16 protein-coding genes and 1 pseudogene are annotated in these 12,582 nt (G+C 40.4%); 16 read left to right on the top strand and 1 reads right to left on the bottom strand.

The window, feature by feature from the left end; translation table 11 throughout:
• Window positions 1–8 precede the first annotated feature (8 nt).
• From flgK to EEL30_03860, 9 genes and pseudogenes are all read left to right on the top strand, one after another.
• A complete protein-coding gene (flgK, locus tag EEL30_03900; protein ID QDX91584.1) occupies window positions 9–1,484 on the top strand; it encodes a flagellar hook-associated protein FlgK in 1,476 nt (491 codons plus the stop codon).
• Window positions 1,485–1,619: 135 nt separating this feature from the next.
• Window positions 1,620–2,497, top strand: a pseudogene (gene flgL / locus EEL30_03895) (flagellar hook-associated protein FlgL).
• A 21-nt stretch (window positions 2,498–2,518) separates the two neighbouring features.
• Complete coding sequence (locus EEL30_03890; GenBank protein ID QDX91583.1) at window positions 2,519–3,097, top strand: hypothetical protein; 579 nt, start codon at window positions 2,519–2,521, stop codon at window positions 3,095–3,097.
• 13 nt (window positions 3,098–3,110) lie between these two features.
• Window positions 3,111–3,530: a flagellar assembly protein FliW gene (locus tag EEL30_03885; GenBank protein ID QDX91582.1), complete on the top strand. Its 420-nt coding sequence runs from the start codon at window positions 3,111–3,113 to the stop codon at window positions 3,528–3,530.
• Window positions 3,531–3,539: 9 nt separating this feature from the next.
• Window positions 3,540–3,785, top strand: a complete 246-nt coding sequence (gene csrA, locus EEL30_03880) for a carbon storage regulator (protein ID QDX91581.1) — start codon at window positions 3,540–3,542, stop codon at window positions 3,783–3,785.
• A gap of 349 nt (window positions 3,786–4,134) precedes the next feature.
• Entirely contained in the window at window positions 4,135–4,491 is a 357-nt protein-coding gene (flaG, locus tag EEL30_03875; GenBank protein QDX91580.1) for a flagellar protein FlaG, read from the top strand.
• A gap of 12 nt (window positions 4,492–4,503) precedes the next feature.
• Window positions 4,504–6,102: a flagellar hook-associated protein gene (locus EEL30_03870; GenBank protein ID QDX91579.1), complete on the top strand. Its 1,599-nt coding sequence runs from the start codon at window positions 4,504–4,506 to the stop codon at window positions 6,100–6,102.
• A gap of 28 nt (window positions 6,103–6,130) precedes the next feature.
• On the top strand, window positions 6,131–6,523 hold the full coding sequence (fliS, locus tag EEL30_03865) for a flagellar export chaperone FliS (protein ID QDX91578.1): 393 nt from the start codon (window positions 6,131–6,133) through the stop codon (window positions 6,521–6,523).
• Entirely contained in the window at window positions 6,523–6,894 is a 372-nt protein-coding gene (locus tag EEL30_03860; GenBank protein ID QDX91577.1) for a flagellar protein FliT, read from the top strand. Before fliS ends, EEL30_03860 begins: the two co-directional genes overlap by 1 nt.
• Before the next feature lie 54 nt (window positions 6,895–6,948).
• On the opposite strand, the gene EEL30_03855 is transcribed toward EEL30_03860, so the two are convergent.
• Window positions 6,949–7,509: an N-acetyltransferase gene (locus tag EEL30_03855; GenBank protein ID QDX91576.1), complete on the bottom strand. Its 561-nt coding sequence runs from the start codon at window positions 7,507–7,509 to the stop codon at window positions 6,949–6,951.
• On the opposite strand from EEL30_03855, the gene EEL30_03850 reads away from it, so the two are divergent.
• From EEL30_03850 to raiA, 7 genes are all read left to right on the top strand, one after another.
• Window positions 7,474–7,614 (top strand): acetyltransferase, encoded by a 141-nt coding sequence (locus EEL30_03850; GenBank protein ID QDX91575.1) that lies wholly within the window; start codon window positions 7,474–7,476, stop codon window positions 7,612–7,614. The genes EEL30_03855 and EEL30_03850 overlap by 36 nt on opposite strands.
• A gap of 31 nt (window positions 7,615–7,645) precedes the next feature.
• Entirely contained in the window at window positions 7,646–8,764 is a 1,119-nt protein-coding gene (locus tag EEL30_03845) for a DegT/DnrJ/EryC1/StrS family aminotransferase (GenBank protein QDX91574.1), read from the top strand.
• Between the two features lie 163 nt (window positions 8,765–8,927).
• Entirely contained in the window at window positions 8,928–9,758 is an 831-nt protein-coding gene (locus EEL30_03840; protein ID QDX91573.1) for a chemotaxis protein, read from the top strand.
• The gene (locus tag EEL30_03835; protein ID QDX91572.1) at window positions 9,748–10,506 is read left to right on the top strand and encodes a chemotaxis protein; all 759 of its coding nucleotides are present in this window, start codon (window positions 9,748–9,750) and stop codon (window positions 10,504–10,506) included. The genes EEL30_03840 and EEL30_03835 overlap by 11 nt, the downstream gene beginning before the upstream one ends.
• A 762-nt stretch (window positions 10,507–11,268) precedes the next feature.
• Complete coding sequence (locus EEL30_03830) at window positions 11,269–11,457, top strand: hypothetical protein (GenBank protein ID QDX91571.1); 189 nt, start codon at window positions 11,269–11,271, stop codon at window positions 11,455–11,457.
• 106 nt (window positions 11,458–11,563) lie between these two features.
• Window positions 11,564–11,761 (top strand): cold shock domain-containing protein, encoded by a 198-nt coding sequence (locus EEL30_03825; protein QDX91570.1) that lies wholly within the window; start codon window positions 11,564–11,566, stop codon window positions 11,759–11,761.
• A 266-nt stretch (window positions 11,762–12,027) separates the two neighbouring features.
• Window positions 12,028–12,579 (top strand): ribosome-associated translation inhibitor RaiA, encoded by a 552-nt coding sequence (gene raiA / locus EEL30_03820; protein ID QDX91569.1) that lies wholly within the window; start codon window positions 12,028–12,030, stop codon window positions 12,577–12,579.
• The last annotated feature ends 3 nt before the right edge of the window (window positions 12,580–12,582 follow it).

Genomic DNA, 12,582 nt, shown 5'->3' with positions numbered 1-12,582 from the left:
GTGTCTGTATGAGATCAACCTTCCATCTTCTTGAAGTAAGTAAGCGGGCTCTGTTCGCACAACAAGCCGCTCTAAACGTAACAGGACACAACGTTGCAAATGCAAATACCATTGGCTATACTCGTCAGCGTGTGAATTTGTCGGCTACAACTCCTATACCTGGACCTGGGATGAATGCCGATCGTGCACCTGGCTTGCTTGGAACAGGTGTGTACGCGACCGATATTCAACGTATTCGAGAAGATTACATAGATCGTCAGTATCGGACTGCTGCTATAAATACAGGTTATTGGAACGACAAGCTCAAAACGATTAATAACGTAGAAGATATTATGAATGAACCGTCTGATAGCAGTTTGCAGAAGGTCATGGATCAGATGTGGCAGGGATGGGAAGATTTATCCAGCGATCCAAAGAGCCAATCAAATCGTTCTGTTTTGCGGGAACGTGCGGTAGCGGTAGCTGATACATTTAATCACGTGTACAACCGCCTGACCCAACTACAGTCTGATTTAAACAATGAGGTAGCTATACAAACTGAATCTATTAATTCAATTGCCAATCAAATCGCATCCATTAATAAACAAATTGGTGATGTCACACCGCATGGCTACCAGCCTAATGATTTGTACGACCAACGAGATGTGTTAATTGACAAGCTTTCTTTAATGACAGATGTCAATGTTACGCCAACAGAGCGCGGTATGGTCAACATTACGATTGGTGGACAACCGCTTGTTACCAATACAACATCTACTGAAATGAAAGCAGAAAAAAATGCGGAAACTGGAAAGTATGAAATTACGTTAGGCGGAGCTGAGTTTAAACCACTTAAAGGTATGGGGACGCTGTCAGCAGCGATTGTTGGACGCGATGAAACCACAGCCGATATGCTACAAAAGGTTAATGCTCTCGCTGTCAATTTAGCTCGTGAAATCAACGAAGTTCATAAAACGGGATACAACTTGGATGATATTAAAAATAATACACAAGAAGGTCTTAATTTCTTCGTGATTGACGGGGGAACCGATAATCCAACAAGTGCAGCGAATATAAAAGTAAATCCTGCGATATTAAATAGCTTGGACAAGATTGCAGCAGCTAAAGCGGACGAAACTGGACAAATTAATGACGGAAACAACCAAAATGCATTGGCAATCGCCAAAATTAAAAATAAAGTAATCCCTGCGGGTAACAATCCAACTGATTTCCCGCAAGCTACAAGCATTGATGATTTTTATCGTCACACCATTGCTCAATTAGGGGTAGATGGTCAAGAAGCGATCCGTAATTATAAAAATGCAGAAACGACTTCTGACATGATCTTAATGAACCGTGAGTCTGTCTCAGGTGTATCACCGGACGAAGAAATGGTGAACATCATCAAATTTGAGAAGGCATACAGCGCAGCAGCTCGTGTCATGACCAGTATGGATGAGCTTTTGGACAAGATCATTAATGGCATGGGACGTGTAGGTTTGTAGATTACTAAAGAAAAGCGTCGTGTGTTGCGGCGCTTTTTTTGAAATAGCAAGAAAATATACACCTGTTCTCTTTAAACGAAAGACAGTAGGAATTGTAAACAATAGAGCTAGTCACTGTACGAGGAGGGTATTCCAATGGCGATTCGCATCACACAGAATATGATGAACAATACCATGGTACGCAACATTAACAATTCTATGGGACAAATGAGTAAGTCTTATCAACAGCTTTCTACGGGTAGATTAGTGTCTCGTCCGTCCGATGATCCAGTAATTGCTGCTAGGGGAATGTATTATCGAACAACTCTAATGGAGAATGAGCAGTTTCAACGCAATGCTGGTCAAGCTCAATCTTGGATGGATTCGTATGATACATCTATGAATGAAGTTGGGAGCGTATTTCACCGTATTCGGGAGCTATTGGGGGACTCAGGTAACGGTACTTATGGTATAGAAGAGAGAAAAAGCATTGCGGCTGAGATTGATCAACTGAAGCTGCATTTGGGAGATTTGGCTAACCAAACAGTAAATGGCAAGTATATTTACGGAGGCGATAACAATAATACCCCCCCTTTCAAAATGACAAATTTACATCCAACGAAGGTAAAGTAGAGATGGAGATGAGTCAAGGCGTCTTTTTCCAAGTAAATATAAGTGGGAAAAACATTTTTGATTCACCAGCCGGTGAAAATATTTTTAAAACATTAGAAGACATTATGGGAGTTCTAAACGCTGGAGATTCTGGAGCGGATTATTTAGATAAGATGGACGAGCACATTAATAATTTACTTGTCGAGCGTGCTGCTTTAGGGGCGCGTTCTAACCGTCTAGATTTAATGATTAGCCGTCTGGATACGGACAGCGTAAGCATTACATCCATGATGTCTAAAAATGAAGACGCAGATGAGGCAGAGGTTATTACCAACTTGAAAATGCAAGAAAATGTACATCGAGCTGCTTTAGGAGCAGGTGCACGAATCATTCAACCATCTTTACTTGATTTTCTGAGATAATAGTGAAAGGGGAGTAGCAAGATGCAACTAGCTTCCTTATCGATAAGATCTACTCCTCTCTTGCTAAACTGGCGTAGTCCACGCGGTGAGCAAGAGATCGAACAGCCAAGGGCAAACATGCAAATCAAACAAGAAGCGGCTATAGTAGAAATTAGACAGCCTCTTGGTGAATTGCAGATTGATTCTAATGAAGCACGTGAAAATATTGATATGAGAGGGCCGTTACGGCGGACTAGTGATAACGCCGAGTATGGCTACAACAAGGTGATGGAAGCGATTGAGCAAGCAGGGATCGAAGGGGATCAGCTGCGTGCATTTGAACGTGGGGGAAATGCTATTGCTGATATAGCCTTTGAGAATAGTATCATGTTTTCAGGTGAGGGAGTGGTAGCCGCTGGTTCTCTTATTGGAGATGGTATTGAAATACGTTATGAAGCCAAGCCGGTAGAGATCAATATTACTCCGCGAGGGACAAAAATTGAGACAACCATCCAACCACCTGTTCACAAATATACGCCTGCCAAGGTAGATGCGTACGTAAAACAGTGGAATCGGTTGGATATCGAAGTCGTTGGTTTAAATGTGAACGTAGCTAGATAAGAGGTGTTGTCTAATGATGTATCAACAGGAAAAAATGGGAAAACTTTATATCATAGAGGGTATGATTGGTTTTACGCATTTGCATGAGTTTCAATTAACGCAAGAGAATCCGGAAATGCCCTTTTTCTCTCTTCAATCATTGGAGGAACAGGGTATTAGTTTTTGGGTGATAGATCCATTTCTGTTCTTTAAGGATTATGAATTCGATCTACCCCTTTCAGTAAAAGAAGCCTTGGAGATTACGGAAGAGTCTCAGGTGGTGATTTTGTCTGTCATGACAGTACGAGGAAAAGGCCAAATCACAGTTAATTTGAAATCACCTCTTGTCATTAATGTGAAAAACGGAAAAGCTAAACAATTCATTCTCCAAGGGGACCACTATAATTTACGGCAGCCCCTCCTTTTACAAAAAGAGAAGCCAGTGACAAAGTAGGTGATAAGTATGTTGGTATTAGCGCGTAAAAAAGATGAGTCCATCATGATTGGCGATCAGATCGAGATTAAAGTGATTGCAGTCGAAAAAGACTTTGTCCGTATCGGCATATCGGCTCCACGCGATATTAACGTTCATCGAAAAGAAGTATATGTAGCCATTCAAGAAGAGAATCAGTTGGCAGTACAAACAAAAGTGGATTGGGCACAATTGGCTCAATGGTTAGGAACAGGAGAAAAACTTGAAGATGAATAAGCTTCAAGTTTTTTTGTTTTTGCCATATTACGTAAGATAGCGTCAATGCATGTAATCAGCTAGAACAGTCGATAGAGTTAATATCACCTGATCTCCTAAGTGATTATTCTGCTATCAAATTATGTTGTAGCAATTCTTACACCTAACGGTTCCGCCCCACCTGTTGAGGCAAACCGTAACGCAGGACTACTGATTACTATTTCTGATTACTCTTTCTCACAAACCAAGGGACCCCAATTGTACGAGGTCTCTTTTTTAATTTTTAATTGGAAAAGAGTCCTATCACTCAATTTCTCTCAGCATTATGCCGATACTTTAGATAGAAGATGATGATGACGGAGGGATTACTGTGGAAATTCGTCAAAATGGAAATGCAGGTTCAAATCCTCAAGAGCTAACCAAGCCACCATCAGATGCTACTATTAAACCGATGCCTTCGAAAGAAAAAGATGTGCCCCAAGCTAGTGAGCATAAGGATGCTTTTAAAAAAGAATTACAAGATGAAGTAGCCGCTTTAAATAAATTTATGCAAGCAAAAGAAACACATTTAAAATTCAATCTACACGAAAAATTAGGCGAGTATTATGTACAGGTTATAGACAACAAGACAGATGAAGTGGTCAGGGAAATCCCATCTAAAAAGATGATGGATACAGTTGCTCAAATGTATGAACTAATTGGTATTATGGTTGATCGAAAAATGTAGGAGGGATTAAATATGGCAAGTCCAATAAGATTATCTGGTTTGAGTTCGGGTATTGATACCGAGACAATGATTAACAAATTGATGAAAGTGGAAAGATCACCGCTTGAGAAATTATATCGTAAACGTCAAAAGGAAGAGTGGGTACGTGACAGCTATCGAGAGCAGAATGCATTGTTATTGGAATTGAATACAAAGATAGATAAATTACGCTTGACTTCTGCCTTTACAAAGCAAAAACTATCTTCTTCCGATGATTCTAAAGTAACAGCTGATATTAAAGGTAAAAACTCTAATACTCAATATGATGTAACGAATGTACAACTGGCGAAACCAGGCTCTGGGGTCTCCGTAAAATTTACGATGAGTGATGAGATTAAAGACAAAAATACGGAAATTAAAAGTGCTTTTAATTTTACATTAAAAGGTAATGATGGATCAGAAGAGGTTAGTATTGAGGTAAAAGAAACAGATACAATTGATTCTATTTTGTCTAAAATTAATAATGAATCAAGCAAAACTGGTGTTAAAGCTTTTTATTCCAGTACTGATAATTCCATCATTTTTACATCTCAAGTGCCTCCAAGTCAGGAAAATCCTTCACAGGAATCAGCAATTAAAATTACTGTTAACGATTCAGGAAGTAATAACCTTAATATTACTGATGGGGAGGTTAAACAAAGTGTTGATGCTGGAGCACAAACTGATAATTTTGATGGGGCAAAAATTTTTGAAGGCATCGTAAAACAGGCCGGAAAGGCAACAGTAAACGGTGTAGAGTTTACTTTAGATTCTAAAAACACCCTTGATTTTGATGGTATCAATTTTACTTTTAAGGATAATATTACCATGAGTGATAAAAAGGTGGTCATATCTGCATCGAATGACACGGAACATGTTATGTCTGCCATCAAAGACTTCGTTGAAACCTACAACAAGGTAATTGATCAATTTAACCAAAAGATGACTGAAAAGGTGTACCGAGATTTCCATCCACTTCTTGATGAAGAAAAAGACGCAATGAAAGAAAAACAAATCGAGAATTGGGAAGAGAAAGCGAAGAGTGGTCTATTAAAGAGTGACAGTATTTTATCTAATGTGCTCACACAGATGCGTAGTGCGTTCTCCACTCCTGTAGAAGGAATAGAACCTCCTAAAAATACACTGGCTAGCATTGGAATTGGTCCGAAGAAGTCAGACGGTACTGGAAGTAAATTTGATTATATGGAAAACGGTAAGATATATCTTGATGAAGAAAAGCTGAAAGACGCATTGCTAAATGATCAGGATAAGGTGATTAATCTCTTTACAAGTGGAAGTGGGATTAGCACGGGATCCGATGAGTTCAAATCCCAAGGTCTTGCTCAACGTATCTATAGTCAGACGAATGCTGCTATGAAAAAGATTGCGGACAAAGCGGGTAAGACAGGTACAACAAGTGATAACAGTTTTATTGCAAGAGATATCCGCGACCTCAACACTCGTATTAAAGATTGGGAGAGGAAACTAAAGGATAAAGAAACTAGTCTTTGGAAGAAGTTCTCCGCAATGGAGCAAGCGATTAATAAGCTAAATGCTCAAAGCTCCAGTATTTTATCAAATTTCGGTGGGTAATGGTTTCGAGGAATGAGGAGGGGAATGCATGAATCAGACGGCTGCACAGATCTATCAACAGAACCAAGTGAAGACTGCCTCGCCAGGGGATTTGACGTTAATGCTGTACAACGGAGGCATCCGTTTTAGTAAAGAAGCCAAGATGGCTTTGGAAAAACAGGATGTTCAAAAAGCTCATCTAAGCATTATTAAGATACAGGATATCATTCGAGAGCTAATGGTCACGTTAGATCAAAATGTACCAATTTCTGAGCAGTTTATGCTGATGTATGACTATATGCATAATCGTACCATCGAAGCTAATTTGAAAAAGGACGGCACCATTATTGCGGAAGTAGAGGAGTTTTTTGTTCAATTCCGTGATACTTGGAAACAGGCGATGTTGATCGCGAAAAGGCAACCGGAAGGAACACAATCGTAATGCTGAATGTTTCTGCGATGGATGTAGCGACCAATATCCTTATCCTAACTGAAAAATTAATAGAGATTTTGAAATGTGATGAAGCCGATCCTAATCCTGATGAGTGGAATTCCGTCCTTGCGCAAAGAGAAGAACAAATTACACAACTCAGCAAACTGCAAGCACTAGGAGCAAAATTAAATGAACAGGAAAAGGAATTATTGAAAAAGAGCCATCAGCTTGATCAAGAAATCCTTTCCCTGATGAAACAACAGCAGTCTCATGTCGAAGAGCAGTTACAACAGGTAAACAAAGCGAAAACAGCAAGCAAACAGTACGCTGGTGAAACGACTCAGGTTGCCTATGGAGCTTTCTTTGATAAAAAAAAGTAAGTATACTCTATACTTTTGCAAGAGAAAAAATGGTCGAGCAATCGACCATTTTATTTATAGCAGTACATCTTCAGGAATACTTTGACCACAAGCATGACAAGGCTTTCGGTGTTCGATCCTCTCACCACAATAACAAACAAGACCAATCATCCGAGCAGGGTTTCCTACTACTAGCTGATGCGCCCCCACGTTGTGGATGACTACAGAGCCAGCTCCTACCATGGAATAGGCACCTATAGTCGTTCCACATACGATGGTAGCATGTGCCCCTATGGAAGCCCCCATCTCTACTTTGGTCGGTACCACCTTCCATGCATTAGTAAAGGCTCGTGGAAACAAATCATTGGTAAATGTCATGTGGGGTCCGAGAAACACGTTATCGTCAATCTCGACCCCGTGATAAACAGAAACACCATTCTGAATTTTGACGTTATTTCCGATTTTTACTCCTTGATCAATATAAACATCCTTGCTTATGATACATTGGCTACCAATGTTACTTTGCTCCCGAACCTGTGCGTTGTTCCAGATTTTTGTTCCGGCCCCAATACAGGCTTGCTTAGACACTTCAGCTGTTGGATGAATAAAGACACTTTCGTTTGTCTGGTGAGACATAGTTTGCCCCCCTCGTTATTTTGCTCATCTTGTGTAAAGGATCACTTTTTCTTTCCCAAATTACTCAGATGTTGCACGATGCTTCTCTTCTTAACGTATTACTAATGGAGGGATTTAATTACGGATACGAGGGGGAATGAACGTGAGGATACCTATAATTGACTTGACGGATGAAGTGGAATTACTCTGGGATGAGATCAACAGTGCTGTCCAGGAAGTGCTACGTTCGGGCCATTTCGTACTTGGAGCCGAGGGAAAAGCGTTTGAGGAAGAGGCAGCTGCTTATTTGGGCTGCAAACATGCTATTGCGCTAAATTCGGGTACAGATGCCTTATTTATTGCGATGAGGGCCTTGGGGATTGGAGCAGGAGATGAAGTGATTGTTCCCTCTTTTACTTTTTATGCAACGGCTGAAGCGGTGGAACTAGTTGGAGCTAAGCCTGTGTTTGCTGAGATTAATCAAGATACCTTTAACGTAGAGCCAGCCGATATAGAATCGAAAATTACGGAGCGGACCAAAGCGATTATCCCTGTTCATCTATATGGACATGCGGCAAAAATAGAGCCGATGATTCAGATCGCCCAAAAATATGGGTTAGGGCTTATTGAGGACACAGCACAGGCATTTGGTGGAGAGTACTGTGGTAAAAAACTAGGGACCTTTGGACATTTTGGATGTTTTTCTTTTTATCCAACCAAGAATCTAGGAGCATACGGCGATGCAGGTATGTTAACCACTGATAACGACGAACTGGCAGAGCTAGCTCGCAAATTACGCACCCACGGCTCATTGATCCCTTACCAGAATGAACTAACAGGTTACAATTCGCGTTTAGATGAGTTGCAGGCCTGTATTTTGCGTGTAAAGCTGCCTTATGTTACTCAATGGAATGAAGCAAGACGAGAAGCCGCCCAGCAGTACAATCAGATGTTAAAAGACGTACCAGGCATTATTACGCCAAAGGTCGCAGGATATGCCAAACATGTGTACCATCAATACACCATTCGAGTGGAACACGGTCAAAGGGATGATTTGCACCGTTATCTACAGCAAGAAGGGATTGGTGCTATGCTGTACTATCCGACTCCTGTACATCAGCTGCCGGTGTATCAGACAATTCAACAAACCACGTTAGCTATTACGGAGCAGATGGCAACTGAGGCGTTGAGTCTGCCTATGTGGCCACGCATTACCTTAGAGAAGCAACAGAAGGTTGTGCATGCGATTCAGTCCTTCATGGCCAAAGTGGTGTAGGGCAAAGGGGCGAAACTTGCTGGTGATAGCAGGGATTCGCTTTTTTCTTTTCCACTTTTTGGGCCCGCAAATATTTTTTTCTTTTTCATCAAACTCTGGATATTCATTTGCTATAATGAATTCGTTCAGAAATACATGCTTTAGCAAGTGAGGTTATACTAAAATGAATGTAAAAACATTTTTTTCGGGAAGAAATCGTTCGCTGTTACTTGTTCTACTTGTTATGTTGATTTTAATACATACTATTTATTTACATGGAAGTGTAAGTCAATTGCTTCATCCGGCGGCTATTGAATTAGTGGGATTATCTGTTATTATCTCGTACGCCATTAAGCGCAAACATATTAAAATCAAACATTTAATTCGGCTATTGGTTCATGGTAGAGAAAATAACATTGAAGAGACGATCAAGCGTTTCTATCAATACTCGCTTGTTTTAAAAGAGAAAGGCTATCTGCCCTTGGAGAAAGAGTTAATGGACGAGCCAGATTCATTTGTTCAGAGGGGAGCCTTGCTGGCAATTGAAGGTGTATCGGAAGAAGAACTGCGCATGATTTTAGAGAATGAGTGCAAGGGTGAGCAGCATCGCTATCAGCAGATGGGCGGAATGTTTCGACTGGTTGCATTACTAGCACCTGGAATGGGGCTTGTTGGTACATTATTGGGTATGACAGGGGTATTACAAACCTTATCTGATTTTACGCAGACAGGACAAAGTCTGAGCACTGCAGTGGTAGCTACCTTGTACGGGGCCTTGTTAGCTAATTTGTTGGCATTGCCTTGTTATTATCGATTGATGGATATCCATGACCAGGAAATGTTCGAGAAGCGGCTTTATATAGAAGGATGCGTAGGGTTACAACGTATGGAGACTCCGCGAATATTGTTTGAAAAACTAAATTCCTTTTTACCTGCCGACCAAAAGCTAGTGCTCTTAAAAGTGCCAGGTAGCATGAAAGGAATTATTGAAAGGCAGAGCGAGTATGCAGGATGATCGTCTGTATGATGAAAAGGAGCTTGAGAAGAGTTGGCTATTAAGCTATAGCGATTTAATTACCTTGTTGTTTATTATCGTCATAATCGTTGCAGCTATGTACACAGCTCAGGTCAAACAACAACAACAAGAGCTACAGCAAAAGGCAACTCAAACCACGGAAAAAGCTGAGATAGCAAAAGCCGAGCAAGCCGTAGCAGAAATGAAAAAGAAAACGTTGGAAGCAGAAATTCGTGAGTTGTCTGCAAAACGAGATGTAGTAGCTATCGGTGCTGGGCAGCAACCTGAACAAGATGTGGATAGTAATATGCAGGTGGTGAAGGAAAAAGTAGGGGAAGCCTTGCAAGAGTTCCATATCCCTTTTGCAGAAGAGAGCGATGGGGTGATGATACGTTTGCCGGAAAATTTGCTGTTTGCTAGTGGATCAGCTGAGTTAGCTCCAGACGGTTTAAAAATCGTGGACAAGCTGGCTGATGTATTGCAGAAATTTCCTCATCAAGTACGAATCGAGGGACACACAGATGACACCCCAATTACCAGAAGTCAGTATGTAGCAAACTGGGATCTATCTCTGACGCGTGCAAAGGCTGTTATGCAGGAGTTTGTACAAGAACGGGGATTATCCCCATCACGCTTCACTGTCGCAGGTTATGGAGAAACAAAGCCTCTTGTAGCGAATACATCAGAAAAGAATCGTGCTCAAAATCGCCGTGTGGAAATTACTGTATTAAGTGAACAGACAGAATAACAGATGAAGAGCTTGTTTGAGTAGGGAGGGGAGCTGTCCCTTCTCTATTTTTTCAATCACCCCATTTTAATTTTACTGACATAGCTATAGTAATACTTTCACACATTCTGAAAAGGACCTCCTCAATTGCTCAATATTGTGGGGTCTTTTATTTGTACTGTCAGACAGCAAAATGATGTGAAAAAGATGGAAGCGCTTATTTAGAGTTATACACAAAAATGATGGGCTTGTGCACAACTTCCTGTGTATAATGTGGACAACTCTGTGGAAATGCGCAATTATGGGTATAAGTTATCCACAGACAACAAAAAACCTAAGGATTTATACAAAAAGACATTTCCTACATGAGCGGTCACGATCGGACATAGTTTCGTGTAGTTAGCTGTGGACAGGCATGACGGTAAGAACAAATTCATGAGGATAGAGCTAAGATAGGTGCAGGTCAAGTTATTATGGGAAAGGTACCATTTTGAGGCTCTTCTTAGAACTAAAATAAAGTCTGAAAGAGCATTTATTTTAGTATGCCTGAGCCTATTTATCTGGGATTATTTGGAGATTAATATATGTGTCCAAAATGTGTCGTAATTTTATTTATTTTATTGAAGAAATTTTTCGAGCTAGAATACGATTAATCGACAAGGGATAAATGGAAGTAGCACATTCTTTGGAGAGGAGCAATTCTCTTTATTATGAGACTAGTAATTTTGCCTCAAGAAGTTACCAGAAAGCCGCTCTCCGCATAGAAATGAGTTCATTGTTTTAATGCTAGATTCCTTTCCTGTAGCGGTTATTGCTACTTCAGAGCTCGATTATGCAGGGGTGAGTATTGGTAAAAATAAGTGGGAGCGCTTTCCTGCTTTTACTACGGTAGTAATGGCTTACTTGCTACTAACATCGTTGCTTTCTAAGGTCGTTGTTAGAAGTTTAGAAAAAAAATATAGCCCAAGTTGAAATTTGTCGATAATCCAGCATTTGACTTTACCATAGGCAAGGTGTATAGTCAGATCATGGATTAACAAATAGTCCACAGTTTTCTTATGAAAGGAATGTTTAATACATGCAAGGAAAAGTTAAATGGTTTAATGCAGAAAAAGGTTTTGGTTTTATCGAGCGCGACGGAGGCGACGATGTATTCGTACATTTCTCCGCTATCCAAACTGATGGTTTCAAAAGCTTGGATGAAGGTCAAACTGTAGAGTTTGACATCGTTGAAGGAGATCGTGGTCCTCAAGCGGCTAACGTATCTAAAATCTAATTGATTCTATAATCAATACCCCCTAGGGCAACTTAGGGGGTTTTTGGTGTATATTCCCTTAAAATCTCCTGTTTCCAAAAAATCGAAATAGGTTTAAAATAGAGACAAGCCTTACTGCTATGTTGATAAAGGATTAAAAGCAAGTGAAAGTTTTTAAAATTTTTGTTTGTTTTTCACGCTTTTTGTTGAAACAAAAAGAAGCAACAGCAGGTTTTATTTACGTCTATGCAGAATACAAATAGCATAGACGGAAGGAGGTTGTGTCCATGAACTACAATATTCGTGGCGAAAACATTCAAGTTACAGAAGCTCTGCGGGAGTATGTAGAGAAAAAGATAAGCCGTCTCGACCGCTATTTTGACAATCTCAGTCATGTAGATGTACATGTAACGATGCGCGTGCTTCGTGGTGAAGGAACCATTGAGGTAACCATCCCGATGACCGGAGTTATTCTTCGAGCAGAGGAAACCCACGATGACATGTACGCAGCAATTGATTTGGTGGTCGAAAAATTAGAACGTCAAATGCGTAAGTACAAAACAAAAATCAACCGTAAACAGCGTCATGAAACAGGGAATAAAACCATGCCAAATATGGAAACTTCCTCTGTGGCTGTAGCGGATGAAGAGGATGATGTACAGTTTGATATCGTAAGAACCAAGCGATTCAACTTAAAACCGATGGATTCAGAAGAGGCCGTAATGCAAATGGAACTTCTGGGTCACAACTTCTTCGTCTTTGAAAACAGTGAAAGCAATGATGTAAGTGTAGTCTATCGTCGTAATGATGGACGATACGGTTTAATAGAGCCAAAATAAACG

The organism is Brevibacillus laterosporus, assembly GCA_007833815.1.
Taxonomy (GTDB): Bacteria; Bacillota; Bacilli; order Brevibacillales; family Brevibacillaceae; genus Brevibacillus_B; species Brevibacillus_B laterosporus_D.
Note: the sequence above shows the minus strand (reverse complement) of the source record. Positions and strands in the feature narration are given on the sequence as shown.

What these genes read in the sequence shown, in the direction of transcription:
- flgK (QDX91584.1), top strand. Translation starts at nt 9, where the DNA reads ATGAGATCAACCTTCCATCTTCTTGAAGTAAGTAAGCGGGCTCTGTTC.
- EEL30_03890 (QDX91583.1), top strand. Translation starts at nt 2,519, where the DNA reads ATGCAACTAGCTTCCTTATCGATAAGATCTACTCCTCTCTTGCTAAAC.
- EEL30_03885 (QDX91582.1), top strand. Translation starts at nt 3,111, where the DNA reads ATGATGTATCAACAGGAAAAAATGGGAAAACTTTATATCATAGAGGGT.
- csrA (QDX91581.1), top strand. Translation starts at nt 3,540, where the DNA reads ATGTTGGTATTAGCGCGTAAAAAAGATGAGTCCATCATGATTGGCGAT.
- EEL30_03870 (QDX91579.1), top strand. Translation starts at nt 4,504, where the DNA reads ATGGCAAGTCCAATAAGATTATCTGGTTTGAGTTCGGGTATTGATACC.
- fliS (QDX91578.1), top strand. Translation starts at nt 6,131, where the DNA reads ATGAATCAGACGGCTGCACAGATCTATCAACAGAACCAAGTGAAGACT.
- EEL30_03860 (QDX91577.1), top strand. Translation starts at nt 6,523, where the DNA reads ATGCTGAATGTTTCTGCGATGGATGTAGCGACCAATATCCTTATCCTA.
- EEL30_03850 (QDX91575.1), top strand. Translation starts at nt 7,474, where the DNA reads ATGAATAAAGACACTTTCGTTTGTCTGGTGAGACATAGTTTGCCCCCC.
- EEL30_03855 (QDX91576.1), bottom strand. Translation starts at nt 7,509, where the DNA reads ATGTCTCACCAGACAAACGAAAGTGTCTTTATTCATCCAACAGCTGAA.
- EEL30_03845 (QDX91574.1), top strand. Translation starts at nt 7,646, where the DNA reads ATGAACGTGAGGATACCTATAATTGACTTGACGGATGAAGTGGAATTA.
- EEL30_03840 (QDX91573.1), top strand. Translation starts at nt 8,928, where the DNA reads ATGAATGTAAAAACATTTTTTTCGGGAAGAAATCGTTCGCTGTTACTT.
- EEL30_03835 (QDX91572.1), top strand. Translation starts at nt 9,748, where the DNA reads ATGCAGGATGATCGTCTGTATGATGAAAAGGAGCTTGAGAAGAGTTGG.
- EEL30_03830 (QDX91571.1), top strand. Translation starts at nt 11,269, where the DNA reads ATGCTAGATTCCTTTCCTGTAGCGGTTATTGCTACTTCAGAGCTCGAT.
- EEL30_03825 (QDX91570.1), top strand. Translation starts at nt 11,564, where the DNA reads ATGCAAGGAAAAGTTAAATGGTTTAATGCAGAAAAAGGTTTTGGTTTT.
- raiA (QDX91569.1), top strand. Translation starts at nt 12,028, where the DNA reads ATGAACTACAATATTCGTGGCGAAAACATTCAAGTTACAGAAGCTCTG.